This is a genomic window from Caballeronia humi, assembly GCF_001544475.1.
GTDB lineage: Bacteria > Pseudomonadota > Gammaproteobacteria > Burkholderiales > Burkholderiaceae > Caballeronia > Caballeronia humi.
The window spans coordinates 17,565-43,703 of sequence record NZ_FCNW02000042.1 but is presented as its reverse complement, the minus strand read 5'-3'; the positions used below and the strand labels follow the sequence as shown (position 1 = coordinate 43,703).

Here is a 26,139-nt window from a genome sequence, read left to right as displayed (position 1 = left end):
CAGCGATGAATTGGGTAGCGAGACGGTTTCAGGGCCGATTGCATTACGGATGGATCGTGGTCGGCGTCGTGTTCTTCGTGCTGCTCGCGGCGGCCGGCACGCGCGCGACGCCGAGCGTGATGATGCTGCCGCTCGAAAAGCAGTTCGGCTGGAGCCGCGGCACGATCTCGCTCGCGATTTCGGTCAATCTCGCGTTGTACGGATTGGCCGGCCCGTTCGCGGCGGCGGCGATGCAGCGCTTCGGCGTGCGCCCGACGCTGCTTACAGCGCTCGCGACGCTGGCGGCGGGCGTCGGCGTGTCGTCGATGATGACGGCTCCGTGGCAGATGGTGCTCGTGTGGGGCGTGCTGGTCGGCGGGGCGACGGGCGTTGCGGCGCTGACCCTGTCGGCGACGATCGTAAATCGCTGGTTCACGACGCATCGCGGCCTCGCGATGGGCATTCTCACTGCGAGTTCGGCCACGGGCCAGCTCGTGTTTTTGCCGATTCTGGCGGCGATTTCGGAGCGCGTCGGCTGGCAGCCCGTCGTGCTGATCGTGGCCTGCGCGGCTGCGCTCGTGATTCCGCTGGTCGCGTGGCTGTTGCCTGAGCGGCCGGCGAATCTGGCGCTGCGTCCGATCGGCGAGACGGCCGAGCAACCGCCGGCATCGACGCTTCCTCAGCAGAATCCGATCAAGGTGGCGTTCAGCACGCTCAGCATGGCGAGCAAGACGCGCGACTTCTGGCTGCTGTTCTTCAGCTTTTTCATCTGCGGCGCGAGCACGAACGGCTACGTCGGCACGCACCTGATCGCGATGTGCGCCGACTACGGCATGACGCAGGTGCAGGGCGCGTCGCTGCTCGCGGCGATGGGCATCTTCGATCTCTTCGGCACGACGCTCTCGGGCTGGCTGTCGGACCGTTTCAACGCGCGCTACTTGCTCTTCTGGTACTACGGGCTGCGCGGGTTGTCGCTGATCTACCTGCCGTATGCGTTCGGTATCGATTTCTTCGGCTTGCCGCTCTTTGCCGTGTTCTACGGCCTCGACTGGATCGCGACCGTCCCGCCGACCGTGCGCCTCGCCACCGACGTGTACGGCAAGGACTCGGCGCCGATCGTGTTCGGCTGGGTCGTGGCGGGGCATCAACTGGGCGCGGCGTTCGCGGCGCTCGGCGGCGGCATGCTGCGTTCGAGCCTCGGCACCTACACCGTCGCGACGATGATTTCTGGCGGCCTGTGCCTCGTCGCCTCGATTCTCGTGCTGCGGATCAATCGTCCGGCGCAGCGCGTGGGCGTCGCGACGACCTGACCGGTGCTCGGGCAGACGTGGCGCGACGGGCTTCGGCGCGCGGCCGCGACCTTGGTTATCCTTGTCATTTTGCGGCGCTGATCGGCCTTCCGATTGGCGCCGTTTTTCAACGAACAGGGAATCATCCATGACCGAGAAGAAAGCGCCGACTGAAATCGATATCCACGATCTGATCGCCGGCCGATGGAGTCCGCGCGCGTATTCCAACGAGCCCGTGACGCGCGAGCAACTGCATCAGGTGCTGGAAGCGGCGCGCTGGGCGCCGTCGTCGAGTAATTTGCAACCTTGGCGCTTCGTCGCCTTCGACCGGCATCGCCACGAAGCCGAGTTCAAGACCGCATTCGATACGCTCGTGCCGTTCAATCAGGGCTGGAACGCGAACGTGCCCGTGCTGATTTGCGCGACTGCGCAGACGATTGGCCCCAAGGGCGACGTGAACCGCAGCGCGTTGTACGACACGGGCGCGGCGGCGATGGCGCTGGTTTTGCAGGCGCATGCGCTGGGTCTCGCGGCGCACCAGATGGGCGGATTCGATGCTGGTGCGTTCCGCGAAAAGTTCGCGGTGCCGGAAGACGTGCAGGTCATCGCGATGATCGCGCTCGGCCATTACGGCGATGCGAACGCGCTCGAAGACAAGTTGCGGGAGCGGGAAGCGGCGCCGCGCTCGCGGGTCCCGTTGAGCGAGATCGCGTTCGATGGGGCTTGGGGGAAAGGGTTCGAGTGAGAGCGCGCGTCCAGAGACGTCTGCGTCTCTGGACGACCCTCGACGAATCGTTACCCACCTGCACATTTCCGAGACAGAACCCGCCTCATTCCTCCGCCACTGCCGAAAGCGGCCGCGCGACCTCCTCCAGCGACTTGCGCTCGGCCGCGACGCCCCAGATCCCCGCGACAACCGCCGCCGCGATCATCAGCACCGATCCGATCATATAGCCCACGAACACCGCGCTGCGCTCGTGCGTATCGATCAGATGGCCGAAGAGCGTCGGTCCGATGATTCCGCCGAGTGCCGTCCCGAACGCATAGAACACGGCAATCGCGAGCGCGCGGATTTCGAGCGGAAACGTCTCGCTGACGGTCAGATAAGCCGAACTCGCCGCCGCCGACGCAAAGAAGAAAATCACCATCCACGAGAGGGTTTGCGTCGTGACGGTGAGCATTCCGTGCGCGAAGAGATAACCGGAAACGGTCAGCAGCACACCCGAAATCGCATAGGTAAAAGCGATCATGCGGCGCCGGCCGAGCACGTCGAAGAGCTTGCCGAGCACGATCGGACCGAGGAAATTGCCCGCGGCGAACGGAAGCACGTACCAGCCGATGTGATCGCCCGGCACGCCGTAGAAGTCGGTCAGCACGAGCGCATAGGTGAAAAAAATCGCGTTGTAGAAGAAGGCTTGCGCTGTCATCAACGTGAGGCCGACGAGTGAACGCCGCCGATGCGCGTGAAAGAGCGTATGTACGACTTCGCCGAGCTTCGTGTGCTCGCGCGCGTGCAGACGCAGGGGCTTGACGGGCGTATCGGGAATCGTGACGCCGTGCGCGTGGAACTGCGCCTCGATGCCCTCGACGATTTCCCGCGCCTCGTCTGCACGATTGTGCGTGATCAGCCAGCGCGGGCTTTCGGGGACCCACATGCGCATCAGTAGAATCGCGAGCCCGAGCACCGCGCCGATCAGGAAACACGCGCGCCAGCCCCAGTCGGGGGGCAAGAACGAGGGGTGGAGCAACACGATCGATCCCGCCGCACCGATGCCCGCGCCGACCCAGAACGTGCCGTTGATCGCGAGATCGGTCCAGCCGCGCACGCGGGCGGGCGTGAATTCCTGGATCGTCGAGTTGATCGCCGTATATTCCCCGCCGATGCCCGCGCCAGTCAGGAAGCGAAACAGCACGAAGCTCGCGAGATTCCACGAGAACGCGGTCGCCGCCGTCGCCGCGACGTACAGAAAGAGCGTGATGAAGAACAGCTTGCGGCGCCCGAGCCGGTCGGTCAGCCAGCCGAAACCCAGCGCGCCGAGCACCGCGCCCGCGATATACGCGCTGCCCGCGATCCCGACATCGGCGTTGGAAAATCGCAGCACGTGACTCGTTTTGAGTGCGCTCGCCACGGCGCCCGCGAGCGTTACCTCGAGCCCGTCGAGCAACCAGGTGATCCCGAGCGCCAGCACGATCAGCGTGTGAAAGCGGCCCCACGGCAGGCGATCGAGCCGGCCGGGCAGGTCGGTTTCGATGATCGTGGATGGGTCGTGGCTCGAATGATGCTCCGTCGTCGTTTGCGTCATTTGCGTGGGTATCTGGGTATCGCCGCGTATTCTTTCAGGTGAAGATACGGAACCGGCCAGAGGGCCGGCAAGCACAAATTACCGGCGTTCCGAGCAAGTTCTGTTCCGTCATGCAGGAATGCTGCGTGCCGGTTGATGCCTTCCCCGGAACGTGATAAAAACGCGCTCCACTTTTGCTCGCGACCCGGCTTTGGCCGGAGCCGCCACGTCCATGACCTATTGCGCGATCGATTTCGGCACGTCGAATTCCGCCGTCGCACTGCCCGCAGGCGAATCGATCCGGCTGGCGCCGGTCGAAGGCGAGGCGCTGACGCTGCCCACGGCCGTCTTCTTCAACACCGACGAGGATAACCAGTCCTACGGACGCGCGGCGCTGGAGGCGTACATCGACGGCTTCGACGGCCGCCTGATGCGTTCAATGAAGAGCATCCTCGGTTCGCCGCTCGCCGACCAGAGCACCGATCTCGGCGACGGCTCCGCGATCAAGTACACCGACGTCATCACGCTGTTCCTGCAGCATCTGAAACAGAAGGCGCAGGCGCTCGCTCCCGAGCCGATTACGCGCGCGGTGCTCGGCCGCCCGGTCTTCTTCGTCGACGACGACCCGCGCGCCGACAACCTCGCGCAAAAGCAACTCGAAGCGTGCGCGCACGCGATCGGACTGCGGGAGATCCACTTCCAGTACGAGCCGATCGCCGCCGCGTTCGACTACGAAGCGCGGCTGACGCAGGAAGGGCTCGTGCTCGTCGCCGACATCGGCGGCGGTACGTCGGATTTTTCGCTCGTGCGCGTGGGGCCGGAGCGCGCAATGCAGCTCGATCGCAAAAGCGACGTGCTGGCACACTACGGCGTGCACGTCGCGGGGACGGATTTCGACCGTCGCGTCGAACTCGCGACGGTGCTGCGCGAACTCGGCTACCAGTCGATCGACACGGAAGGGCGCGAGGTGCCGAACCGCGTCTACTTCGATCTCGCGACGTGGCACCTGATCAACACGGTGTATGCGCCGAAGCGCACGGGCGAATTGCAACTGATGCGGCATCTGTACACGGATGTGCGGCATCACGAGCGGCTGATGCGCGTCGTCGACCGGCGGCTCGGGCACGCGCTCACTGCGCACGCGGAAGAGGCGAAGATCGACGTGGCCGCTGGCGGCACGACCGAAATCGACATGGAAGAGGTGGAGGAAGCGCTGCGGATTGCGTTCGACGAATCGCAACTGATCGACGCGGGCCGCGACGAGATGCGCCGGATCGTGGAAGCGGCGGGGGAAACGGTGCGCCGCGCGGGCGTCAAAGCGGGCGATGTGGGCGCCGTCTATTTCACGGGCGGATCGACGGGGCTCAAGTTCCTGTCGGACGGGCTGGCGGCGGCGTTTCCGGACGCCCAGGCCGTGTTCGGTGACCGGCTTGCCAGCGTCGCGACAGGCCTTGGAATTTACGCGCGCCGCATGTTTTCGTAACCGAAGCAGATTCAGATAACAAAAAACCCCGCCGAGGCGGGGTTTTTCGTGTGTGAACCCAAGAGGCTTAGGCCGGCTTGATGTTCGCAGCTTGCTTGCCCTTCGGGCCGGTCTTCACTTCGAAGGTAACCTTTTGGTTTTCCTGAAGCGTCTTGAAGCCTTCCACGCGAATTTCCGAGAAATGGGCGAACAGATCTTCGCCGCCGCCGTCCGGCGTGATAAAGCCAAAGCCCTTTGCGTCATTGAACCACTTGACGGTACCGGTTTCCATGTTACTTGTTCCTGAAGAAGTTGAATAAGGCCGAAGCCCGGGTGTGCATGAAAATCAAGGAAGGGGCAATGGGACCAACCGGAGTACCGTGATGGGCGAACTACGAAAGACCAATTCACTCGCCACTTGAAATCCTGCAAGAAGCTTTATACGGCGAAACAATCGGAAGGTCAATAAATCCGACAACTCCGAAGGGACATTTTTGAGATTCGCCAACGCCCGTTCCTCCGAAGCTTGCATTTTTGGTTGCATTCCGCTAGCAACGGTGAATTTTTCGCTGTTTTCTGCCTCCTCACTCCTGCATTCGACGGGTGCAACCGCTAAACTACGCGGCTTTTAGCCGGTTGCACCAAGTGTGTCTGTGTTCGCCGGATGCCCGGCCCGCAAGGCTTCACAGCGATCCGCGCCGCTGCCGGTTTTGGCTTTCGAGATGAAGGGAAGTGAGTGACGAGGTCATTTTGACGGAACATCGGACTAACGGCGCTGCTGCTGCGGGCTTGGTTCGATCATCGGATCGGCGTGGCTTTTCGGCGCATGGCGGGGCGGGGAATTGCCGGGCCTGCGTCGATCGTCGCTAGGGTGATTCGCGCTCATCTACACCGAACTTGGCGCAATCTTTCCGGAATCGGCGGGATGGTGCGTTATGCACGCTATTCGCACGGTGCGCTGGTCGGTTTCATCCGCGCGTGAGCGAACTGAATCGCCATCGTGTCCTTCATTCCGATCGAAGCCGAACGTTCGATTCAGTACATGAGCACGTGGCCGTATCCGTGGGTGCAGGCGCTCATTTTCTACTACTGGGGGGTGCACACCGGGTATCGCCGCGAGCATCTCGACGAACGCGAAAGCCGCGACGATAGTCTGCACAAAGTCGGCGCGTGAGTTTTTTAGACGGTAATAGAGCCCGCCTGAGTGATCGAGGCGGGCTTTTTGTGCCTAGCTGAACACGTAATTCGTCATTGCGAGCGTTTTCTGGAACGTGCCGAGCGACTGGATGCCGAGCGTGAAATCGTCGCTTGCTGCGCCTAGAGCGCTGAAAACCGGCAGCAGATGCTCGTCCGTCGGATGCATCAGCACGGCGTGCGGCGCACGGCGGCGATAGTCGAGCAAAGCGTCGATATCGCGCTCGGCGAGGCGTGCCTCGAACCAGTCTGTGAATTCGGTCACGCGCGGGTCGGCGTCTTCCGGACGCGCGCCGAAATCGGCGGCGCGCAGGTTGTGCGTGATCTGCCCCGATCCGACGATCATCACGCCTTCGTCGCGCAACGCCCGCAGCGCGCGGCCCACGCGATAGTGATGCGCGGCGTCGAGCCGCGGCTGGATCGACAACTGCGCGACCGGCACGTCGGCTTGCGGGAACATCAGAAGCAGCGGCACCCAGGCGCCGTGATCGAGCCCGTGATCGGCCGTCGCGGCAGGAACGCCTTGCTCGGCGAGCAGCTCGGCGGCGCGCTTGCCCAATTCGGGCGCGCCCGGTGCCGGATAACGCAGTTCATAGAGCGCGGGCGGGAAGCCGTAAAAGTCGTGGATCGTTTCAGGCTGCGTAGCGATGCTCGCGACCGGCTGCGCCGTGCCCCAATGCGCCGACAGCATCAGGATGGCACGCGGACGCGGCAATTGATCGGCCAAAGAGGCGAATTCGGCGGACGGCATCGACGGGTCGATGGGCAGCGTCGGGGCGCCGTGGGAGATGAAAACGCTCGGAAGTCGGGACATTGCAGCAAGCCTCAAAGGGGATTGCTCTCACTATAGGCGCGGCCGTTCGGTTAATAAACGGCAGGACGAGCAACGAATTGTGTCGCGGGCGTTGTTAATCGGTCTCGCCGCGCATGCCGCGCCATTCGGCGGCGACGGGCGCGCGAACGCCGAACATGTCGATCACGCGCTCGACCGTGTGATCGACCATCTCGTCGATCGACGCGGGGCGATGATAAAACGCCGGCATCGGCGGAAAAATGATGCCGCCCATTTCGGTGACGGCGGTCATGTTGCGCAGATGCGCCAGGTTGAACGGTGTCTCGCGCACGAGCAGCACCAGCCGGCGGCGTTCTTTCAGCACGACATCGGCGGCGCGCGTGATGAGGTTGTCCGAGAGCCCGTGCGCGATGCTCGCGAGCGTCTTCATCGAACAGGGCGCGACGATCATGCCGTCGGTCGCGAACGAGCCCGACGCGATGCTCGCGCCCACGTCGCGCACGCTGTGGACGACGTCGGCGAGCGCCTGGACGTCGGCTTTGTCGAATTGAAGTTCGTGCTGGATGTTGAGCCAGCCGGCTGTCGAGACGAGCAAATGTGTCTCGACGCCCGGAAGACGGCGAAGCGTCTCGAGCAGACGCACGCCGTAGATGGCGCCCGTTGCCCCGGTGATGGCGACGATCAGCCGTCGCGGCACGGCAGCGGGCGCGTTCACGTCAGTCTGAAAATCAGGCGGCTGCGGCGAACAGTTGCTGCAATTCGCCCGACTGGTACATCTCCATCATGATGTCCGAGCCGCCGATGAACTCGCCGTTCACGTAGAGCTGCGGAATGGTCGGCCAGTTCGAGAATTCCTTGATGCCCTGGCGGACGCCTTCGTCTTCGAGCACGTTGACGGTCGTGATGTTGTCGACGCCGCATGCCTTCAGCACCTGGATTGCACGGCCCGAAAAGCCGCACATCGGGAACTGCGCCGTGCCTTTCATGAAAAGGACGACCTGGTTTTGATCGACGATTTGCTTGATGCGTTCTTGGGTGTCCATGACGTTCCTGCGGGGCGGTTTTGTACTGGGATTGAACGGAATTAGAGTGAAATGATAGCGGATTTCGCTCAAACGAGTTGAAGGCGCAGCGGGGCTTCCGGCGCGCGCTTCAGGCGGTGAAAACGCCGCCGCTGATGCGTTCGATGCCGGCGAGATCGGTCGCCGTGCGTACTTCGGTGAATCCGCGAGCGGTGAGCAGCGCGCGTACTTCGGCGGCCTGGTCGTAGCCGTGTTCGAGCCACAGTGCGCCAGCGGGCACGAGCAGAAACGGCGCGCTCTGGACGATCGCGCGAATGGCCGATAGGCCGTCCGCGGCATCGGTGAGGGCGGCGCGCGGTTCGAAGCGCAAGTCGCCTTGCGTCAGGTGCGGATCGTCGTCGGCGATGTAGGGCGGGTTGCTGACGATGACATCGAAACGTAGCGACTGATCGACGGCCTGCGTCCAGTCGCTTTGCACGAAGGTGAGTGGACCGCCGGAGCGCGCCGGGTGGAGGAGGTTCGCTGCGTTGCGCCCGGCGACTTCCAGCGCCGCTTCTGATCGATCCACCGCCCAGACTTGCGCGTCGTCGCGCGCGTGAGCGATAGCGACCGCAATCGCGCCGCTGCCCGTGCCGAGATCGAGCACGCGAGGGTTTTCGCGACCGTCGAGCGCCCCGAGCGCCGTTTCGACCAGCAGTTCGGTTTCGGGCCGCGGAATCAGCACATCGGGCGTCACGTCGAAATCGAGCCCGAAAAACTCGCGCGATCCGACGATCTGCGCAATCGGAACGCCAGCCGCGCGACGGGCCTCAAGTGCCTGATATCGCTCGACAAAATCCGCATCGAGCGCTTCCTGATCGCGCGTGATCAGCTCCGTGCGCCGCCAGCCGAGCACGTGCGTGAGCAGAATCCGCGTTTCGAGCGCGGGCAGCGGCGACGCGCGTAGCAACTCGGCGACCGTCGTCACTCCGCGTCACCGAGTGCCGCGAGCAATTCCGCCTGATGCTCGCTGACGAGCGCGCCGATCAGCTCGTCGAGATCACCGTCCATGATGGCTTCGAGCTTGTAGAGCGTCAGATTGATCCGATGATCGGACATGCGCCCCTGCGGAAAGTTATAGGTGCGAATCCGCTCCGACCGGTCGCCCGAGCCGATCAAACTCTTGCGCGTCGCGGCTTCCTTCGCGTGCTGCTCGTGCGCCTGCTTGTCCTTGATGCGCGCGGCGAGCACCTTCAGCGCGCGATCCTTGTTCTTGTGCTGCGAGCGGTCGTCCTGGCACTCCACGACGATTCCCGTCGGCAAGTGCGTCACGCGCACGGCGGAATCGGTCTTGTTGATGTGCTGCCCGCCCGCGCCCGATGCGCGAAACGTGTCGATGCGCAGATCAGCCGGATTGATCACGATTTCGCTGAGTTCGTCGGCCTCCGGCATCACCGCGACCGTGCACGCCGAGGTGTGGATGCGCCCCTGCGTTTCGGTTGCCGGGACGCGCTGCACGCGATGCCCGCCCGATTCGAACTTGAGCCGCGAGTACGCGCCCTGGCCGGCGATCCGCACGATCACTTCCTTGTAGCCGCCAAGATCGGACGCGCTTTCCGACATCGTCTCGACCGACCAGCGGTTGCGCTCCGCGTACCTCAGATACATGCGCAGCAGGTCACCGGCGAACAGCGCGGATTCGTCGCCGCCCGTGCCCGCGCGGATTTCGATGAAGATATTGCGCTCGTCGTTGGGGTCTTTCGGCAGCAGCATCGTCTGCAAGTCGCTTTCGATCTTCGCCATGCGCGTGCGCGCCTCGCCGATTTCATCCTCGGCGAAATCGCGCATCGACGGTTCGGTGAGCAGATCCTGCGCGGTGGCTTCGTCGGTGAGCGCCTGACGCCACAGCCCATACTGCTCGACGACCGGACCGATTTCCGCGTGTTCGCGCGAAAGCTTCCGGTATTGATCCATATCGGAGGTCGCGCCTTCGTGGCTCAACAGGCCATTGAGATCGGCCAGCCGTCTTGCAAGCTGGTCGAGCTTGCTTTGCATGCTCGTTTTCATCGGGCGGGTGTGGAGCGGGGCTCCGCAGAATGGTGCTAAAAAAGGAAGCGTCCGCGTTTTCTAATTGCGGAGCAATGGGAAAAGCAAGGAACAGGCCGCTAACGGTCTGAAGAACCTGAGTCGGACGGGTCGGGCAGCGTGCTGCCGTGCTTGTAGAAGCCGCCCATCAGGTCGATGAGCTGGTCGCGATTTTCACGGCTCGCGCGGTTGAGCGCGTGCGTCGGGCCATGAATCAGCTTGTTCGTGAGCGATTGCGAGAGCGCTTCGAGCACCGCCGCCGGGTCGTCGCCGCGCGCGAGCAGCTTGCGCGCGCGTTCGACTTCGGCGCGGCGCAGCGCGTCGGCCTGCGTGTGCATGTGGCGGATCACCGGGACGATGCTGCGCGCGTCGAGCCACTGCATGAAGTTCTGCACGCGCGTCTCGATGATCGCTTCGGCCTGCGCGACCGCCGCCTGACGCGACGCGTTGCCTTCTCGCACGATCGCGCCGAGGTCGTCGACGGTGTAGAGGAACACGTCGTTCAGCTTGCCGACTTCGGGTTCGATGTCGCGCGGCACGGCCAGATCGACCATGAAAATCGGTCGATGGCGACGCGCCCGAACCGCACGCTCGACCGCGCCCAGACCGATGATCGGCAGCGTCGATGCCGTGCACGACACGATGATGTCGAATTCGTGCATGCGCGCGGGCAGTTCGGAGAGCGGGATCGCGCGGCCGTTGAAGCGGCCCGCGAGCTTTTCGCCGCGCTCGGCGGTGCGATTCGCGACGACCAGCTCACGCGGACTTTGCGCGGCGAAGTGCGTGGCGCAGAGTTCGATCATCTCGCCCGCGCCGATGAACAGCACGCGCTGGCCCGATATATTTTCGAAGATGCGCTGCGCGAGGCGCACGGCGGCGGCGGCCATCGAAACGGATTGCGCCCCGATTTCGGTCGTCGTGCGGACTTCCTTCGCGACGGCGAAGGTGCGCTGGAACAACTGGTTGAGATAGGTGCCGAGCGCGCCGGCCTCGGACGCCGTACGCACGGCATCCTTCATTTGTCCGACGATTTGCGTTTCGCCGAGCACCATTGAGTCGAGCCCGGACGCCACGCGAAACGCATGCCGCACGGCTTCCGACTGCGGCAGCGAATACACATGCGGCGCGAGTTCTGAAACCGGGAGATTGTGGTACTTCGAAAGCCAGTGGACGGCGGCCTCGCGGGCGGCCTGGTCGTCGGTGGCGCAGTAGAGCTCCGTGCGATTGCAGGTGGAAAGAATCGCCGCTTCCGGCGAAACCTTCGCGAGCGGCCCCAGCCAAACGTCCTTCAGGGCGCCAAGTGCAGGTTTGATCTGTTCGAGCGGAAACGCCACCCGTTCGCGCAAGGCGACGGGCGCAGTGTGGTGATTGATTCCGATCGTGAGGAGCTGCATGTATTGGGCCTGATCTGATGGCCTTGTAGATAGCCGAATATTATAGCGTTTCCCGGTTTCCTTCATTTATAGACGGCATAAGGCATGAGCGGGGTGGACGGCGCCACGGCCAAAAGCGGTTCGACGGAAGCAAACGCTTCGCTCATCGGCTCGACTCGGTCAAGCTGGTAGCCGTAGGCGTAGAGCGGCGTCAGGCGGTAGCCGTGCTCCGCGCGCAGCCGCAGTTTCGTGCGCAGGCGGCACGCGTGGGTATCAAGCGTGCGCGACTGTATGTCGCTGCCGCGTGTCCAGACGATCTCCAGAATGTGCCCGCGCGAGATCGGCCGGGACAGGTTCGAGAACAGCAGATGCGCGAAGCGGTATTCCTTCGGTGTGAGCATCACGCGTTCGCCGCCGAAACTCACGCTCAGTTCCGATACGTTGAACAGATACTCGCCGAAGCGCTCCGGCACGCTCGGCCGCGCGGTGTGGCGGCGCGTGAGCGCGTCGATGCGGGCGATCAGCTCGGCGCAGCGCACCGGCTTCGTGACGCAGTCGTCGGCGCCGGCGCGCAGGCAATCGACGATATCCGCCTCGCCCGGCTTCGTCGCCATCAGCACGACCGGCATGTGCGGCACCGCCGAGCGCACCCGTGCGACGATATCCGCGTCGCTCAGCTCGCGCAGGCCGGCCGATGAAATCAGCAGGTCGTAGGTTTCGCGTTTCAGCAGCGTCAGGAACGAAAGCGGGGCGCGGAAGAAATGGCAATGGTGACCACCGGCCGACAACGCCGCGCCGATGAAGGCCGCGTGGTGTTCGTCCGGGTCGATAATGGCGATTCGCATGAGTTGGACGCCGCCGCGGGGCTGAGTGGCCGGGAGTCTGGCGCGCCTGTGGCGGCGCGCTTGCCATCACCAACCTGGCCCCCTAAACTCAACCGCTGCGCTTCGAGCGCGTTGCTACCTATAGTTGACGAGAGCGAAAATGCTAGTTGAACGACCTGTGCCAACCCATACGGTTTCTCTGAATTCGGCTGGGACGCGTCGCTGATGGGTTGGGCCGGTCTCGTCGTGCTGGGCGCGGTGATCGGGCTCGCGGGATGGTGGCTGCATCCGCTGCGGCGCTCGCGACATGCCGGACACCTCTTGCTGGCGCTCGGCGCGGGCGTCCTTGCCACCATCGTCGCGCATATGGCCGGCAACGTCGCCGGGCTGTATCACGATGGCGATACGCTCGAATGGCTCTCGTGCTCCCTGTTCGCGCTCGCCGTCGTGGCCGTGACGGTCGGTGTGGCGGCGCGGCGCTGAAATTTCCCCGTCGATGCGCGGTCACGAGCGGCGCATCGAAGCTTTCAAGCCTGAACGGCTCCTACAAGGGTGACCTCCATGAACGATCGACTCGACTCCCCCGGCGCAGCCACTTTCTCCGAACGCATCGCCTTGCTGCGCGGTGCGATGGCGCGCGAAAACCTCGCCGCCGTGCTGATTCCCTCGGCCGACCCGCATCTGTCCGAATATCTGCCGGAGCGCTGGCAGGGGCGGCAGTGGCTGTCGGGCTTCACCGGCTCGGTCGGCACGCTCGTCGTGACGGCGGATTTCGCGGGCGTCTGGGTCGATAGCCGCTACTGGACGCAGGCCGAAGCGCAACTCGCCGGCACCGGCATCGAATTGATGAAGATGATGGGCGGCCAGCAGAGCGCGCCGCACGTCGACTGGCTTGCGCAGAACGTGCCGTCGGGCGCGACAGTGGCCGTCGACGGCACTGTGCTCGGCGTCGCATCGGCGCGTGCGCTCGCCGACGCGCTGACCGCGCGTGGCATCGTCCTGCGCACGGATCTGGATCTGCTCGATGCCGTCTGGCCCGCGCGGCCCGGCTTGCCGGAAGGCGGCGTCTACGAGCACGCGGCGCCGCACGCGAGCGTCGCGCGCGGCGAAAAGCTGGCCGACGTGCGCCGCGCGATGCAGGAAAAGGGCGCGCAATGGCACTTCGTCTCGACGCTGGATGACCTCGCGTGGCTCTTCAACCTGCGCGGCGCCGACGTCAGCTATAACCCGGTGTTCGTCGCGCACGCGCTGATCGGCCTGGACGACGCCGCGCTCTTCGTCGCCGACGGAAAGGTGCCGAACGCGCTCGCCGGCTCACTCGCGCGAGAGAACGTGCGCGTCGAACCGTACGCCCGCGCGGGCGAAGCGCTCGCCGCGCTGCCCGCCGGCTCCGCGCTTTTGATCGACCCGCGCCGCATCACGTTCGGCACGCTGGAAAAAGTACCGTCGTCGGTAAAAATCGTCGAAGCCGTGAATCCGTCGACGTTCGCGAAATCGCGCAAGACCGCGGCGGAAGCGGAGCACATCCGCGCGACGATGGAGCAGGACGGCGCCGCGCTCGCTGAATTTTTCGCGTGGTTCGAGGACGCGCTCGGCCGCGAGCGCATCACGGAACTCACCATCGACGAAAAGCTCACGGCGGCGCGCGCACGCCGGCCGGGCTTCGTAACGCTGAGTTTCGCGACGATCGCCGGCTTCAACGCGAACGGCGCGATGCCGCATTACCGCGCGACCGACGCGTCGCATTCGGTGATCGAAGGCGACGGCCTGCTGCTGATCGACTCAGGCGGCCAGTACCTGAGCGGCACGACCGACATCACGCGCGTCGTACCCATCGGCACGATCACGGCCGAGCACAAGCGCGATTTCACCATCGTGCTGAAGGGCACGATGGCGCTCTCGCGTGCGAAATTCCCGCGCGGCGTCCGCTCGCCGATGCTCGATTCGATCGCGCGCGCCCCGATCTGGGAAGCGGGCGCGGATTACGGCCACGGCACGGGCCACGGCGTCGGCTATTTCCTGAACGTGCACGAAGGCCCGCAGGTGATCTCGCACTACGCGCCCGCCGAGCCGTGGACGGCGATGGAAGAGGGCATGATCACGTCGATCGAGCCGGGCATTTACCGGCCGGGCAAGTGGGGCATCCGCATCGAGAATCTGGTGCTGAACCAGCCGGCCGGAAAGACCGAGTTTGGCGATTTCCTCGAATTCGAGACGCTCACGCTTTGTCCGATCGATACGCGCTGCATCGACCTCGCGCTTCTGCGCGACGACGAACGCGCGTGGCTGAACGCCTATCACGCGACGGTGCGCGAGCGCGTGTCGCCGCATGTGTCGGGCGCGGCAAAGGCGTGGCTTGAAACGCGCACTCAACCCATCTGAACGGAGCGGCGACGCATGGCGATCAAGGCAGTGGTGTTCGATTTCGGCGGTGTGCTGATCGACTGGAAGCGCGAGTACGTCTACAGCCGCCTGATTCCCGATGAAACCGAGCGCCGCTGGTTTCTCGACAATGTCTGCAAGATGGAGTGGGTCGTGCAGCAGGACGGCGGCCAGACGATCGCCGATGGCACCACCGAGCTGATCGCGACGTTTCCCGAGCACGAGGCGCTGATCCGCGCGTTTTATGAGCGCTGGCACGAGATGCTCGGCGGCGTGCTGGCGGATGGCCTCGCGCTCGTCGATGCGCTCGACGGCGTGCACATGCCGCTCTTCGGCCTGACGAACTGGTCGGCGGAGACGTTCCCGTATGCGTGGGAGCGCTATCCGGTGCTGCAGCGGTTTCGGGAGGTGATCGTGTCGGGGCGGGTGGGCGTCGTGAAGCCTGATCCGGCGATTTTTGCGCTGATGCGTGCTGAGATCGAGCGGCATCTACCGGGCATCCAGCCTCACGAACTCGTCTTTATCGACGACAACCTGCACAACGCCGAAGCCGCGACGGCGCTCGGCTGGCACGGCGTGCATCACACGGACGCGGCGCACACCGAAGCGCAACTGCGCGCGCTCGGGGTGCCGATCTGACGCGTTGTTTCAGCGCGCGGCCGCCGGTCCCATCCGCTCGCCGATCACGCGGCACGCTTCGCGCAACGGCGCGACGTAGGTGTCGAACGGCGTCGCGCTCTTCCTGAAGAGCGGAATGCTGATGCTCACGCACGCGAGCGGCCGGCCGTTCGCATCGCGGATCGCGCAGCCGTAGCAAAAAATCTGCGCTTCATTTTCCTCGCGGTCTTCCGCGTAGCCGCGCTCGGCGGTGGCGTCGAGTTCGGCGTCCAGCGCGGCGCGATCGGTGATCGTGTTCGGTGTAAAGCGTTCCAGCGTGACGTTTTGCAACAGCGCGGCGCGTTCGTCGCCTGAGAGCGTCGAGAGATACGCCTTGCCGACAGAACTCGAATACAGCGTCACGCGCGTGCCGATCCGTGATGCCATCCGCACCGCGTGCGGACTCTCCAGCTTCTCGATGTACACCATGTCCGGTCCGCTTTTCACCGCGAGATGCACGGTTTCCTGCGTCGCGTCGCGCAGTTCGTGGAGCGCATCGGCGGCGGCGACGCGTAAATCGGAGCGCTCCCAGCTTCGGCTCGCGAGCGTCAGCAAGCGCGGCCCAAGCGAAAACGTATTGCCGCGCGCCGTCTCCACGACGAGCCCTTCCGCGATCAGCGCGCCGACGATCCGATACACCGTCGGACGCGGATAGCCGCACGCGGCGGCGAGTTGCGGGATGGACTGCGGCTCGGCGACATCGGCGATCAATTGCAACACCGCCATGAATTTCGAGAACGCGGCGGTGCCGGTGGCTTTGGCGGAATCGGGATCGGCGGCGGGCGGCATGGCATAAGGTGTGAGCGAAGGGAGCGGCGACGATTATATCGACGCCCTCCCGCGCTACGCCGTCAGATACCCGCCATCGACCGGCACGATCGCCCCCGTCATGAATGCCGCCGCCGGCGACGCCAGAAACGCCACCACCTGCGCGACGTCCTCCGGCGTCCCCCAGCGCTTCATCGGCGTGCGATCGAGGATCGGCTGCGAGCGCGCTTCGTCTTCCTGGAGTGCCTGAGTCAGCGGCGTCACGATCCAGCCGGGCGCGACGGCGTTCACGCGGATGCCGTCGGCGGCGTAGGCGATCGCGAGCGATTTCGTCAGTTGCGCAACGCCGCCCTTGCTCGCGCTGTACGCGGGCACGAGGCCGCCGCCAAAAAAGCTCAGCATCGACGCCGTGTTGACGATCGAGCCGCGCGTCGCCTTCAGCCGCTCGCGCGTGGCGGCGCACAGGCGCATCGTGCCGCTCAGGTTCACGGCGATCACGCGTTCGAACACGTCGATGGCGTGCTCGTCGCCGCGCCGGATCATGCCCGCGCAGTTCACGAGCACGTCGAGCGACGGGACGTTTTCGAGCAGCGCGGCGACGCTTGCGTCGTCGCTGACGTCGAGCGGTGCGACTTCGATGCGTGGGCCGAGCGCCTCGCGCTGCGCATCGGTCGGGGCGATGCCTGCGGCGATCACGCGTGCGCCGAGCGCCGCGAACTGCTCTGCGATGCCCGCGCCGATGCCTTGCGTGCCGCCCGTCACGAGAACGGTCTTGCCTTCGAACAGATCCTTTTGGAAAGTCATGTTGGGCAGTGCATTTTCAAATGGCCGGAACCGTCGCCACGCTCGCTTCCGAATCCTGTATCGGCGAGCGCACGACGAACATGTAGACGAGCGCCGCCGCGAATGCGACGGCCGCGCTGATCAGGAACGCATTGACGAACGAATGCGTCCGGTCGACGACGAGCCCCGTGACGAACGGCGCAAACGACCCGCCGAAGTAGCCGCCGAAGTTCTGGATGCTGCCGAGCGACGCCACCATGTGACGCGGCGCGGCCACGCTGACGAGCGCCCAGGCGGCGCCACTCGCCATGTTCACGAAGAACATCGCCGCCGAGAGGTACGTAATCGCGAGCGCCAAGTTCGGCGTGAACGCGGCCGGCACGGTGAAAAGCGCGGCGCCGAGGAGGCCCGTGCAGATCGGCCACTTGCGGCTGCGGATCGGCGCGACGCCGCGCTTCATCAGGCCGTCTGCGATAAAGCCGCTCGACAGCATGCCGAGCGTGCCGAACAGATACGGAATCGACACGATCCAGCCGGTTTTCGCGATGGTGAGGTGGCGTTCGTGTTCGAGATACGCAGGCAGCCACGTCAGGTACAGCCACACCATGTAGATCACGCCCATGAAGCCGAAAATCATGCCCCAGGTGGTGGCTTTGCCGAACAGGCCGCGCCATTCCGCGAACGTCATGCGGCGCTCGGCGCGCTGCTGCGGCTCGTCCTCGGTCAGATGCAGGACTTCCGCGGGTTCCAGCGCGATATCCGCGCGATTCCGGTAGACGATGTACCAGCCGATCGCCACCGCGATCCCGAGCACGCCCATGATCACGAACATGTCGCGCCAGCCGAAGTTGAGCAGCAGCACGGTGAGGATCGGCGGCGCGAGGGCCGGGCCGATCGTCGACGAGGTCACGAAGATGCCGGTTGGCTTGCCGCGTTCGCGCAGAGCGAACCATTCGCTGACCACTTTCGCGCCCGCCGGAAACTGCGGCGCCTCGCCGATACCGAGCGCGATCCGCGCGAACAGGAACTGGTGCAGGGTCGTGACAAGCCCGCCGCACAACTGCGCGACCGACCACACGAACATGCCGAGGCCGAGCATGATGCGCGCGCCGAAGCGGTCGAGCATCACGCCGATCGGCAATTGCGAGAACGCATAGGCGAACGAAAACGCCGACAGCAACAGACCCATCTGCGACGCCGACAGCCCCAGTTCCTGGCTAACCGAATGATTCGCGATGGACAGCGTGCTGCGGTCGAGGTAATTCACGATGCCCGCGAGCGTGAGAAAGGTGAGGGCGATCCACTGAATGCGCTTCAAGCGCGGTGATTTGGCTTGCACGGGTGTCTCCTCCGGTGCTCTTTTGAGTTTTTTAGCGGATGAACTGGTCGACGTAGTCCGCGCCCAGCCCGACCGCCTCGAAATGCTTGCGGCACATGTCGACTTTCGTGAACACGTCTTCGTAGCCGGTGTAGTTGCCTTGGGGATCGCAATAGAACATCACGCCGTTGACCTGGAAATACGTGATCATTTCCTCCACGTCTTCCGGCACGTACAGCGTGTGCGTCTCGCCGGGCGGCTCGAAGACGTAGCTGCCCTCGGTCGCGATCCAGTCGTGCTCCAGATAACGCCAGCGGCCCTTGAGCACCATGCCGTGCACCGCCTGCGGATGACGATGACGGCTCAACACGCCCGACTTGCGCACCCGCAGCAGGTTCATCCAGTAACCGGTGGACACGTTCAGGCAAAGCGGCCGGAACCAGACGTTCTCGGCTTGCGGAACCCACAGGCGCTCGTCCTTCGGGATCGCCGATTCGACGACGATCTCCTTGAGCGCCTCGGCGGGTTGGGGAAGTTGGTACGGCGTCATTGCGTCCGCCGCAGCTTGTGGGGCTGCCATCGCGTCTCCTTGTCCATAATGTGGATCGATGAATCAAATTATGGACACATGCTCCGCCTCGAAGGCGGGCAGTGTCAAGACACGATCGTTGTGCAGCGCATCATTTTTTGAGCAGGTTCATCAGCGCGTTGCCAATGCCTTTGACAGTGTCTCCCGCTCCCTTCGCGACGCCTTCCGCGCTGACGCCGAGCGCCTTCGCGAATCCCGCCGCGAGTTTTTTCGAGAGACTTTCGTTGAGCGAGAACTTCGGATCGCGGAGGTCGCCATCGAGGACGAAATCGAGCTTGATCTGCTCCTTGCGATCCTTCAGCGCCGCGATCGCGGCCTTGATCGGAATCGACATGAAGGTGTCGAGCGCGTTGCCGCCTTCGCTCAGTTGCAGGTGATTCAGCACCACCGTGCCGGGCGCGTGGATGCGGGAGTCGCGCACGGCGGCATCGAGCGTGAGGTCGATCGTGCCGCCTGTGACCGTCGCCTTCGCGCCGGATTTTTTCAGCAGATAGGGATCGAGCGTCGAGATGTCGACGTTGCGCAACGTGGTGCGCGTCTGCGAGTCTTTCGTTGCGATCACCATCCAGCCGCCGAACGTCACCGCGCCCGTGTGCGACGGACCCTTGATCGAGCCCGTCATCGAGAGGGACGTGCGTTCGGTGAGCGCGGGGAGATGAACGTGATCGACGGTCGCGCGCGCGTCGCTGATCAGCACGCGATAGGGCTGCTGTTGCTGCACGGAGCCGTCGAAGAACTCCATCGATCCGCGCTCGAACGAGACGTGATCGATCAGCTTTTCCTCGTTCGCGCGCTTGATGGCTTCGTCGTTGGCCCTGGCGTCCGCTTTTTGCGCGGCTTCCTTCAGGTCGGGCAGGAGGCGCACGCGGCCGTCGGGCGAGCGGTAGATCGAGAGGTAATAGTTGTCGACGGTAACGTTGCGCAGATGCACGCGATTGCGCAGCGCGTCGCGCAAGTCGAGTTCGAGGACGATGCGCTCGGCGCGCATGGCATCGGCGGTCGGCCAGCCTTCGGGGCCGCGCAGGCGCACGCGCGAGAGCGTGATCTGCGGGAAGCCGACGTCGATTTCCTCCACTGAGCCGAGCGGCCCGAGCGTCTCGACGATGCGCTGCTTCATCTCGTGGACGAGGAAGAACCATCCGCCGACCGCGATCACCAGCAACGCGACGACGATGCCGACTGCCCACGTTCCCACCCGCCGCGCTTTCGCTGCCGCCATTGCGCAAGTCTCCTTGTTGGCGCCGCGCTTCAAGGCGGCGTATTGCGCTGTACGGTCGCTATTTTTATGCCTGTTGTCGGTGCGCGCGCCCGCATTGGGCGCGCGGTTTTGTTAATACAAATCAGCGGGTTAGCGCGATCATCAGCGTGTAATAGGCTTGTAGCGCAGGCGCTTCGGTTTTGCCGCTTCCTCGCCGAGGCGGTTGCGCTTGTCGGCCTCGTATTCCTGATAGTTGCCGTTGAAAAACGTCACTTGCGAATCGCCTTCGAACGCGATGATGTGCGTCGCGATCCGGTCGAGGAACCAGCGATCGTGCGAAATCACCATCACGGAGCCGGCGAATTCGAGCAGCGCGTCTTCGAGCGCGCGCAGCGTTTCGACGTCGAGGTCGTTCGACGGCTCGTCGAGCAGCAGCACGTTGCCGCCCGCGATCAGCGTCTTCGCAAGATGCAGACGCCCGCGCTCCCCGCCGGACAGGCTGCCGACGTTCTTCTGCTGGTCGCCGCCCTTGAAGTTGAAGCGTCCGATATACGCCCGCGACGGCGTTTCGTACTTGCCGACCGTGAGTACGTCAGCGCCGCCGGAGATTTCCTCGAAGACGGTCTTGGTGCTATTGAGCGCGTCGCGGCTCTGGTCGACATAGGCGAGCTTGACGGTCGGACCGGTGACGATTTCGCCCGAATCCGGCGTTTCCTTGCCGGTGAGCATGCGGAACAGCGTCGATTTACCGGCGCCGTTCGGCCCGATGATCCCGACGATCGCGCCCGCCGGAATCTTCATGCTGAGGTTGTCGATCAGCAGGCGATCGCCGTAGGCCTTGGTGACGTTCTTGAACTCGATGACTTCGTTGCCCAGCCGGTCGCCGACGGGGATGAAGATTTCCTGCGTTTCATTGCGCTTCTGGTATTCCTGGCTGTTCAGCTCCTCGAAACGCGCGATCCGTGCCTTCGATTTCGCCTGACGGCCCTTCGGGTTCTGGCGCACCCATTCCAGTTCCTTCTTGAGCGCCTTCTGCCGCGCGGATTCCGTTGATTCTTCCTGCTTCAGGCGGTCCTGTTTCTGGTCAAGCCAGCTGCTGTAGTTACCCTTCCACGGGATGCCGTGGCCGCGGTCGAGTTCCAGAATCCATTCGGCGGCGTTATCGAGGAAGTAGCGATCGTGCGTCACCGCGACGACGGTGCCCGGATAGCGCGTCAGGAACTGTTCGAGCCAGTCGACGGATTCGGCGTCCAGGTGGTTGGTCGGTTCGTCGAGGAGCAGCATGTCGGGCTTTTGCAGCAACAGCTTGCAGAGCGCGACGCGGCGTTTCTCGCCACCCGACAGGTGTTCGATTTTCGCGTCCCACGCGGGCAGGCGCAGCGCGTCGGCGGCGACTTCGAGTTGCTGCTCGGGCGAGCCGCCGTCGCTCGTCGCGAGAATCGCTTCGTATTTGGCTTGCTCGGCGGCGAGGGCGTCGAAGTCGGCGTCCGGTTCGGCGTAGGCCGCGTAGATTTCGTCGAGCTTTTTCTGCGCGCTGAAGACGTCGCCGAGGCCGGATTCGACCGCTTCGCGCACGGTTTGCTGCGGGTCGAGTTGCGGTTCCTGCGGGAGATAGCCGATGTTGAGGTTCGGCATCGGCGTGGCTTCGCCTTCGATGTCTTTATCGACGCCCGCCATGATGCGGATCAGCGTGGATTTGCCGGAACCGTTCAGGCCGAGCAGACCGATCTTCGCGCCGGGGAAGAAGGAAAGGGAGATGTCTTTCAGGATCTGGCGCTTCGGCGGGACGATTTTGCCGACGCGGTTCATGGTGAAGACGTATTGGGCCATGTGTGTGCGGTAGGTGTTGGGTTGTCGGGGAGAGGGCCCGGATTGCGCGCGCTGGCAACGGATGCGCGAGCCCGGCGGATGCGATGCGTCGTCTGCTTCGCGCGTTGCGCCGATGCCAGCGGGCGGCGCGCGTTCCCGGAGTCGCGCGAACGGCGCCTGCGGGAGAGGAGTCATTGTACTTCGCGAGGACGGGCGGGGTGCGCCGAGGCTGCTGCGGATTCGAGCGCGGCGCTATTGCCACGCCGCCACGCCGCCACGCAGCCATGCCGCGAGCAGGTGCCGGAGCGATGGCGGCTGAAGCTGTCGGTGCCGTCGCGGCGTCGGGCAGAGGCGCGTCATCCACGACGACTCACGGTCTTAGCGGCTCATTCCCGCCGCTGAACCCGCTTCAACCCCGCCTTCAGCAACACGAGCGATGCGCCGAACAGCACGATGTCCTTGAGGAGGAAGCCGGTTGCGCCGCCCATCGCCGGGAAGCCGCCGGCCGATGCCTCCCATGCACCCGGCGTCGAGAAAATCAGCGTGGTGGTCGTCGCGAACGTCGCGAGCGAGCCCAGTGCGCCGGCAACCGCCAGACGCGGGAACCAGATCCCCAGAATCATCAGCGTGCAGATGGTCCATTCGGCGACGCCCAGCGCATGACTCGCGCCAAGCTTCCCAAAAGCGCCGAGCGTCCATGAAAGAATCGGGCTGTGGCTCAGCAGCGGAAAAAGCCCTTCGGCTTCATAAGGAAACCACTTCGAGTAGCCGAAGAAGAAAAAGATGACGATCATCGCGCCGCGAAGATACGAAATGTCCCACGTCGATTGCGAAAAGCGGTTCAAGGTCTGTTTGATTGACGACATCAGTGGCTATCCTAAGGATTAACGGTTATTAATTTGCTGCATTTATTTTTCCGCTTCCTCGTGATTCAGCATTTCTTCCGGTTTGGGGATCGGCAGATCAGGAATGCCGGCGCTTCATCCGTTATGCGAATGAAACGGGCAAAAAAAAGCGGAGCCCCTTTATCGGGGACTCCGCTTTCTTTGACAAGCGCTTTACAACAGTTCTTGACGCTTACACGTTAAAAAGGAAGTTCATCACATCACCGTCATGGACCACATACTCCTTCCCTTCCGCCCGCATCTTCCCAGCTTCTTTCGCGCCTTGCTCGCCCTTGAAACCAATAAAATCATTAAACGCGATAGTCTGTGCGCGAATAAACCCACGCTCAAAGTCAGTATGAATCGCGCCCGCCGCCTGAGGCGCGGTATCACCAATATGAATCGTCCACGCGCGCACTTCTTTCACACCGGCCGTAAAGTAAGTCTGCAATCCAAGCAGTTTATAACCCGCCCGAATAACCCGGTTCAACCCCGGCTCTTCCATACCGATATCCGCGAGAAACTCCTGTTTATCGGCATCATCCAGATCGGCGATTTCCGCTTCGATCGCCGCGCACACCGCGACCACCGGCGCATTCTCCGTCTCAGCGTGCTTGCGCACCGCATCCAGATAAGGATTGTTCTCGAACCCGTTCTCCTTCACGTTGGCGACGTACATCGTCGGCTTCGACGTGATCAGGCAAAACGGTTTGATCAGCAGACGCTCGTCGTCGGAGAAATCGAGCGCGCGGACCGGCTTCGCCTGATCCAACTGCGCGCGAACTCGTTCCAGCACCGCGACCAGCTTTCCCGCTTCCTTGTCATTACCCGACTTCGCCGCCTTCGAATAACGCGTGAGCGCCTTTTCGACCGTTGCCAGATCGGCGAGCGCGAGTTCGGTGTTGATTACTTCGATATCAGCGAGCGGGTCGATCTTGTTCGCGACGTGAATCACGTTCTCGTCCTCGAAACAGCGCACGACGTGCGTGATCGCATCGGTTTCGCGGATGTTCGCGAGGAACTGGTTGCCCAGGCCCTCGCCCTTGCTCGCTCCCGCGACCAGCCCGGCGATATCGACGAATTCGACCACCGCCGGCAGGATGCGCTCCGGCTTGACGATGTCGGCGAGCTTCTGCAGCCGCGCGTCCGGCACCTCGACCACGCCGACATTCGGCTCGATCGTGCAGAACGGATAGTTTTCGGCGGCAATCCCCGCCTTGGTCAGTGCATTGAAAAGAGTGGACTTGCCGACGTTAGGCAAGCCGACGATGCCGCATTGGAGGCTCATGGAATCCTTCGAACTGGTGAAACGGCGCGGGCCGCGTGAGTTTCGCTGATCGCGCGTGCGGACCCGGGGCAAAAAGCCGCAGCGGACCGCGCGCAACGGGTGGCCACGTCGAGCGGCCGGGCAAAGCGCTATTGTAACGCCGCGTCACGCCGGCAATCCGGCCCCGATCGCGCCAAACCCCGCAGCTATAATGCCCAGATGACTTCCCATCCCCAGACTTTCCACGCGGTGGTCGTCGGCGGCGGGCTCGTCGGCAAGACGGCGGCGCTCGCGCTGACCCAGTCCGGCCTGCGCACGGCGCTCGTCGCCGCGCCCGCCGCGGTGCTGCCGGCGGGCGCGGCGTTCGATTCGCGCATCTATGCGCTGTCATCGAGTTCGCAGGCGCTGCTGGAACGGCTGCGCGTCTGGCAGGCGCTCGATCGCTCGCGCCTGGGCCCTGTCTTCGACATGCGCGTTTTCGGCGATACCCACGCTGAACTGCACTTCTCCGCGTTCCAGGCGTCGGTGCCGCAACTGGCGTGGATCGTGGAATCGTCGCTGATCGAAAGCTCGCTCGATACCGCGCTGCGCTTCCAGCCGAACCTCTCGTGGTTCGACTCGCGCGCGCAAGGCATGACCGTCGAGGACGCCGCCGCGCACGTCACGCTCGCGAGCGGCGAGACGCTGGAGGCGGATCTGGTTGTCGGCGCGGATGGTGCGCATTCCTGGGTCCGCGCGCAAATCGGTTCGAAGGCAACGCGGCGCGATTACCGGCAGACGGGCGTCGTCGCGAATTTCAAGGCCGAGAAGCCGCACGGCGAGACGGCGTACCAGTGGTTCCGCGACACCGAAATCATCGCTTTGCTGCCGTTGCCGGGCGATCACGTGTCGCTCGTCTGGTCCGCACGCACCGATCACGCCGACGCGCTCCTCGCCCTCGATCCGGCGCAGCTCGCGGCTGAAGTCGAAACGGCGACGCAGAACATGCTCGGCGCGCTTGAATGCGTGACACCGGCGCAGGGTTTTCCGCTCGCGCTGCAAACGGTCGACCGGCTGATCGCGCCGCGCGTGGCGCTCGTCGGCGATGCGGCGCATCTGATCCATCCGCTCGCGGGACAAGGCATGAACCTCGGCCTGCGCGACGTCGCCGCGCTCGCCGACGTTCTCGCGAACAAGGAAGCGTTCCGCGACCTCGGCGATCCCGTGCTGTTGCGACGCTACGAACGGGCGCGTCGCGAGGATATTCAAAAGCTCGTCGTCGCAACCGACGGCCTGCAAAAACTCTTTTCCGTGCCGGGCACGTTCGCGCGAGCGGTGCGCAACACGGGCATGGCGCTCGTCGGCGCGCAACCGCTCGTCAAGCGCTGGCTGGTCTCGGCGGCGCTCGGTTAATCACGCGGCGCGCCTTGGCTCAAAAAGCGGCGCGCCTTTCAGGAATCACAGGAATTCGCATGAAAAATACTCTTCGTTCAGCCGTTGTCGCCGCTGCCATGCTCGGCGCGATCTTCGGCATCGGTTGCTCGGCGCAAGCCGACCAGACCACCGACAAACTCAAGTCGACGCTGCAATCGCGCATGGGCGACGCGACCATCAAGAGCGTCGAGAAGTCGCCGATTCCGGGGCTTTATGAGATCAACCTCGGGACACAGATCGTCTACAGCGACGCGACCGGCAACTACGTGCTGCTCGGCGACCTCGTCGACACGCGCACGCGCAGCAATCTGACGGAAGCGCGGCTCGCGGAAACCAACAAGATCGACTTCGCGAAGCTGCCGTTCGAGAACGCGGTGAAGGTGGTGAAGGGCAATGGCAGCCGCAAGATCGCGGTGTTCTCCGACCCGAACTGCCCGTACTGCAAACAACTCGAAACGACGTTGAAATCCGTCGACAACGTGACCGTCTACACGTTCCTGTATCCGGTGCTCTCGCCGGATTCGACGACGAAATCGAAGTCGATCTGGTGCGCGAAGGACCGCGCGATGGCTTGGGAAGGCTGGATGCTCGACCACAAGACACCGGCGCTCGCGAGCTGCGACACCACCGCGATCGACAAGAACATGCAGCTCGGCAAGTCGATGAACGTGACCGGCACGCCGACCGTCTTCCTCGCCGATGGCCGCCGCCTGCCGGGCGCCGTGCCGGCCGACCGGCTGGAAAAGGAACTGTCGGCGGTTCGCTGAGTTCCTGAATCATCCCGACGAG

The 26,139-nt window shown here is 64.1% G+C and carries 25 protein-coding genes and 2 pseudogenes; 9 read left to right on the top strand and 18 right to left on the bottom strand.

From position 1 onward, the window contains the following. Window positions 1–5: 5 nt before the first annotated feature. Together AWB65_RS26695 and AWB65_RS26690 are read left to right on the top strand one after the other, a co-directional pair. Window positions 6–1,289 (top strand): MFS transporter, encoded by a 1,284-nt coding sequence (locus tag AWB65_RS26695; RefSeq protein ID WP_087670022.1) that lies wholly within the window; start codon window positions 6–8, stop codon window positions 1,287–1,289. Window positions 1,290–1,416: 127 nt separating this feature from the next. Next, on the top strand, window positions 1,417–2,013 hold the full coding sequence (locus tag AWB65_RS26690) for a nitroreductase family protein (protein WP_087670021.1): 597 nt from the start codon (window positions 1,417–1,419) through the stop codon (window positions 2,011–2,013). Between the two features lie 85 nt (window positions 2,014–2,098). On the opposite strand, the gene AWB65_RS26685 is transcribed toward AWB65_RS26690, so the two are convergent. Further along, window positions 2,099–3,571: an MFS transporter gene (locus AWB65_RS26685; protein WP_087670020.1), complete on the bottom strand. Its 1,473-nt coding sequence runs from the start codon at window positions 3,569–3,571 to the stop codon at window positions 2,099–2,101. A gap of 211 nt (window positions 3,572–3,782) precedes the next feature. On the opposite strand from AWB65_RS26685, the gene AWB65_RS26680 reads away from it, so the two are divergent. Beyond that, complete coding sequence (locus tag AWB65_RS26680; RefSeq protein WP_087670019.1) at window positions 3,783–5,033, top strand: Hsp70 family protein; 1,251 nt, start codon at window positions 3,783–3,785, stop codon at window positions 5,031–5,033. A 67-nt stretch (window positions 5,034–5,100) separates the two neighbouring features. On the opposite strand, the gene AWB65_RS26675 is transcribed toward AWB65_RS26680, so the two are convergent. After that, on the bottom strand, window positions 5,101–5,304 hold the full coding sequence (locus AWB65_RS26675) for a cold-shock protein (protein WP_035936159.1): 204 nt from the start codon (window positions 5,302–5,304) through the stop codon (window positions 5,101–5,103). 468 nt (window positions 5,305–5,772) lie between these two features. Between AWB65_RS26675 and AWB65_RS26670 the strand changes: the two are divergent. Further along, window positions 5,773–6,090, top strand: a pseudogene (locus AWB65_RS26670) (amino acid:proton symporter); the annotation flags it as partial. A gap of 150 nt (window positions 6,091–6,240) precedes the next feature. Here AWB65_RS26670 and AWB65_RS26665 read toward each other — a convergent pair. The 7 genes from AWB65_RS26665 to AWB65_RS26635 form a co-directional block, all read right to left on the bottom strand. After that, a complete protein-coding gene (locus AWB65_RS26665; RefSeq protein ID WP_087670018.1) occupies window positions 6,241–7,020 on the bottom strand; it encodes a DODA-type extradiol aromatic ring-opening family dioxygenase in 780 nt (259 codons plus the stop codon). A gap of 94 nt (window positions 7,021–7,114) precedes the next feature. Next, window positions 7,115–7,714, bottom strand: coding sequence for a UbiX family flavin prenyltransferase (locus tag AWB65_RS26660; RefSeq protein ID WP_087670017.1), 600 nt, complete (start codon window positions 7,712–7,714; stop codon window positions 7,115–7,117). Window positions 7,715–7,727: 13 nt separating this feature from the next. After that, window positions 7,728–8,042 carry a Grx4 family monothiol glutaredoxin gene (gene grxD, locus AWB65_RS26655; RefSeq protein WP_087658836.1) on the bottom strand — a complete coding sequence of 105 codons (315 nt, stop codon included), beginning with the start codon at window positions 8,040–8,042 and terminating at the stop codon, window positions 7,728–7,730. A 109-nt stretch (window positions 8,043–8,151) separates the two neighbouring features. Next, entirely contained in the window at window positions 8,152–8,988 is an 837-nt protein-coding gene (gene prmC / locus AWB65_RS26650; RefSeq protein ID WP_087670016.1) for a peptide chain release factor N(5)-glutamine methyltransferase, read from the bottom strand. After that, complete coding sequence (prfA, locus tag AWB65_RS26645) at window positions 8,985–10,067, bottom strand: peptide chain release factor 1 (RefSeq protein ID WP_087670015.1); 1,083 nt, start codon at window positions 10,065–10,067, stop codon at window positions 8,985–8,987. Before prfA ends, prmC begins: the two co-directional genes overlap by 4 nt. A 98-nt stretch (window positions 10,068–10,165) precedes the next feature. Then, the gene (gene hemA, locus AWB65_RS26640; RefSeq protein ID WP_087670014.1) at window positions 10,166–11,479 is read right to left on the bottom strand and encodes a glutamyl-tRNA reductase; all 1,314 of its coding nucleotides are present in this window, start codon (window positions 11,477–11,479) and stop codon (window positions 10,166–10,168) included. 62 nt (window positions 11,480–11,541) lie between these two features. After that, window positions 11,542–12,303, bottom strand: coding sequence for a response regulator transcription factor (locus tag AWB65_RS26635; protein ID WP_087670013.1), 762 nt, complete (start codon window positions 12,301–12,303; stop codon window positions 11,542–11,544). Between the two features lie 204 nt (window positions 12,304–12,507). Here AWB65_RS26635 and AWB65_RS26630 point away from each other — a divergent pair, with 204 nt between their 5' ends. The 3 genes from AWB65_RS26630 (at window position 12,508) to AWB65_RS26620 (ending at window position 15,303) form a co-directional block, all read left to right on the top strand. Then, window positions 12,508–12,765, top strand: a complete 258-nt coding sequence (locus AWB65_RS26630) for a hypothetical protein (protein ID WP_087670012.1) — start codon at window positions 12,508–12,510, stop codon at window positions 12,763–12,765. A gap of 78 nt (window positions 12,766–12,843) precedes the next feature. After that, window positions 12,844–14,664, top strand: coding sequence for an aminopeptidase P family protein (locus tag AWB65_RS26625; RefSeq protein ID WP_087670011.1), 1,821 nt, complete (start codon window positions 12,844–12,846; stop codon window positions 14,662–14,664). 15 nt (window positions 14,665–14,679) lie between these two features. Continuing rightward, a complete protein-coding gene (locus tag AWB65_RS26620; protein ID WP_087670010.1) occupies window positions 14,680–15,303 on the top strand; it encodes an HAD family hydrolase in 624 nt (207 codons plus the stop codon). Window positions 15,304–15,312: 9 nt separating this feature from the next. Here AWB65_RS26620 and AWB65_RS26615 read toward each other — a convergent pair whose 3' ends face one another. The 9 genes and pseudogenes from AWB65_RS26615 to ychF all read right to left on the bottom strand — a co-directional run bounded on the left by AWB65_RS26615 (window position 15,313) and on the right by ychF (window position 23,958). Then, on the bottom strand, window positions 15,313–16,110 hold the full coding sequence (locus tag AWB65_RS26615) for an IclR family transcriptional regulator (RefSeq protein WP_087670009.1): 798 nt from the start codon (window positions 16,108–16,110) through the stop codon (window positions 15,313–15,315). A 54-nt stretch (window positions 16,111–16,164) separates the two neighbouring features. Continuing rightward, on the bottom strand, window positions 16,165–16,893 hold the full coding sequence (locus AWB65_RS26610; RefSeq protein ID WP_087670008.1) for an SDR family NAD(P)-dependent oxidoreductase: 729 nt from the start codon (window positions 16,891–16,893) through the stop codon (window positions 16,165–16,167). A 16-nt stretch (window positions 16,894–16,909) separates the two neighbouring features. Continuing rightward, window positions 16,910–18,211, bottom strand: coding sequence for an MFS transporter (locus tag AWB65_RS26605; protein WP_087670007.1), 1,302 nt, complete (start codon window positions 18,209–18,211; stop codon window positions 16,910–16,912). Between the two features lie 31 nt (window positions 18,212–18,242). Continuing rightward, complete coding sequence (locus tag AWB65_RS26600; protein WP_087670006.1) at window positions 18,243–18,770, bottom strand: 2,4'-dihydroxyacetophenone dioxygenase family protein; 528 nt, start codon at window positions 18,768–18,770, stop codon at window positions 18,243–18,245. Between the two features lie 100 nt (window positions 18,771–18,870). Beyond that, complete coding sequence (locus tag AWB65_RS26595) at window positions 18,871–19,998, bottom strand: DUF748 domain-containing protein (RefSeq protein WP_087670005.1); 1,128 nt, start codon at window positions 19,996–19,998, stop codon at window positions 18,871–18,873. A 141-nt stretch (window positions 19,999–20,139) separates the two neighbouring features. After that, window positions 20,140–21,807, bottom strand: a complete 1,668-nt coding sequence (ettA, locus tag AWB65_RS26590; protein ID WP_087670004.1) for an energy-dependent translational throttle protein EttA — start codon at window positions 21,805–21,807, stop codon at window positions 20,140–20,142. A 245-nt stretch (window positions 21,808–22,052) separates the two neighbouring features. Further along, window positions 22,053–22,139 (bottom strand): annotated as a pseudogene (locus AWB65_RS37085) (DUF3761 domain-containing protein); the annotation flags it as partial. Window positions 22,140–22,172: 33 nt separating this feature from the next. Beyond that, the gene (locus tag AWB65_RS26580) at window positions 22,173–22,652 is read right to left on the bottom strand and encodes a YkgB family protein (RefSeq protein WP_087670003.1); all 480 of its coding nucleotides are present in this window, start codon (window positions 22,650–22,652) and stop codon (window positions 22,173–22,175) included. A gap of 211 nt (window positions 22,653–22,863) precedes the next feature. Then, a complete protein-coding gene (gene ychF / locus AWB65_RS26575) occupies window positions 22,864–23,958 on the bottom strand; it encodes a redox-regulated ATPase YchF (RefSeq protein ID WP_087670002.1) in 1,095 nt (364 codons plus the stop codon). Between the two features lie 198 nt (window positions 23,959–24,156). Here ychF and AWB65_RS26570 point away from each other — a divergent pair, with 198 nt between their 5' ends. Then, entirely contained in the window at window positions 24,157–25,329 is a 1,173-nt protein-coding gene (locus AWB65_RS26570; RefSeq protein WP_087670001.1) for a UbiH/UbiF family hydroxylase, read from the top strand. Between the two features lie 59 nt (window positions 25,330–25,388). Continuing rightward, the gene (locus AWB65_RS26565) at window positions 25,389–26,117 is read left to right on the top strand and encodes a DsbC family protein (protein ID WP_087659445.1); all 729 of its coding nucleotides are present in this window, start codon (window positions 25,389–25,391) and stop codon (window positions 26,115–26,117) included. Window positions 26,118–26,139 lie beyond the last annotated feature (22 nt).

Bases quoted from the DNA above. Each gene is read 5' to 3' on its own strand.
- AWB65_RS26695 (WP_087670022.1), top strand. From the start codon at position 6: ATGAATTGGGTAGCGAGACGGTTTCAGGGCCGATTGCATTACGGATGG.
- AWB65_RS26690 (WP_087670021.1), top strand. From the start codon at position 1,417: ATGACCGAGAAGAAAGCGCCGACTGAAATCGATATCCACGATCTGATC.
- AWB65_RS26685 (WP_087670020.1), bottom strand. From the start codon at position 3,571: ATGACGCAAACGACGACGGAGCATCATTCGAGCCACGACCCATCCACG.
- AWB65_RS26680 (WP_087670019.1), top strand. From the start codon at position 3,783: ATGACCTATTGCGCGATCGATTTCGGCACGTCGAATTCCGCCGTCGCA.
- AWB65_RS26675 (WP_035936159.1), bottom strand. From the start codon at position 5,304: ATGGAAACCGGTACCGTCAAGTGGTTCAATGACGCAAAGGGCTTTGGC.
- AWB65_RS26665 (WP_087670018.1), bottom strand. From the start codon at position 7,020: ATGTCCCGACTTCCGAGCGTTTTCATCTCCCACGGCGCCCCGACGCTG.
- grxD (WP_087658836.1), bottom strand. From the start codon at position 8,042: ATGGACACCCAAGAACGCATCAAGCAAATCGTCGATCAAAACCAGGTC.
- prfA (WP_087670015.1), bottom strand. From the start codon at position 10,067: ATGAAAACGAGCATGCAAAGCAAGCTCGACCAGCTTGCAAGACGGCTG.
- hemA (WP_087670014.1), bottom strand. From the start codon at position 11,479: ATGCAGCTCCTCACGATCGGAATCAATCACCACACTGCGCCCGTCGCC.
- AWB65_RS26635 (WP_087670013.1), bottom strand. From the start codon at position 12,303: ATGCGAATCGCCATTATCGACCCGGACGAACACCACGCGGCCTTCATC.
- AWB65_RS26630 (WP_087670012.1), top strand. From the start codon at position 12,508: ATGGGTTGGGCCGGTCTCGTCGTGCTGGGCGCGGTGATCGGGCTCGCG.
- AWB65_RS26625 (WP_087670011.1), top strand. From the start codon at position 12,844: ATGAACGATCGACTCGACTCCCCCGGCGCAGCCACTTTCTCCGAACGC.
- AWB65_RS26620 (WP_087670010.1), top strand. From the start codon at position 14,680: ATGGCGATCAAGGCAGTGGTGTTCGATTTCGGCGGTGTGCTGATCGAC.
- AWB65_RS26615 (WP_087670009.1), bottom strand. From the start codon at position 16,110: ATGCCGCCCGCCGCCGATCCCGATTCCGCCAAAGCCACCGGCACCGCC.
- AWB65_RS26610 (WP_087670008.1), bottom strand. From the start codon at position 16,893: ATGACTTTCCAAAAGGATCTGTTCGAAGGCAAGACCGTTCTCGTGACG.
- AWB65_RS26600 (WP_087670006.1), bottom strand. From the start codon at position 18,770: ATGGCAGCCCCACAAGCTGCGGCGGACGCAATGACGCCGTACCAACTT.
- AWB65_RS26595 (WP_087670005.1), bottom strand. From the start codon at position 19,998: ATGGCGGCAGCGAAAGCGCGGCGGGTGGGAACGTGGGCAGTCGGCATC.
- ettA (WP_087670004.1), bottom strand. From the start codon at position 21,807: ATGGCCCAATACGTCTTCACCATGAACCGCGTCGGCAAAATCGTCCCG.
- AWB65_RS26580 (WP_087670003.1), bottom strand. From the start codon at position 22,652: ATGTCGTCAATCAAACAGACCTTGAACCGCTTTTCGCAATCGACGTGG.
- ychF (WP_087670002.1), bottom strand. From the start codon at position 23,958: ATGAGCCTCCAATGCGGCATCGTCGGCTTGCCTAACGTCGGCAAGTCC.
- AWB65_RS26570 (WP_087670001.1), top strand. From the start codon at position 24,157: ATGACTTCCCATCCCCAGACTTTCCACGCGGTGGTCGTCGGCGGCGGG.
- AWB65_RS26565 (WP_087659445.1), top strand. From the start codon at position 25,389: ATGAAAAATACTCTTCGTTCAGCCGTTGTCGCCGCTGCCATGCTCGGC.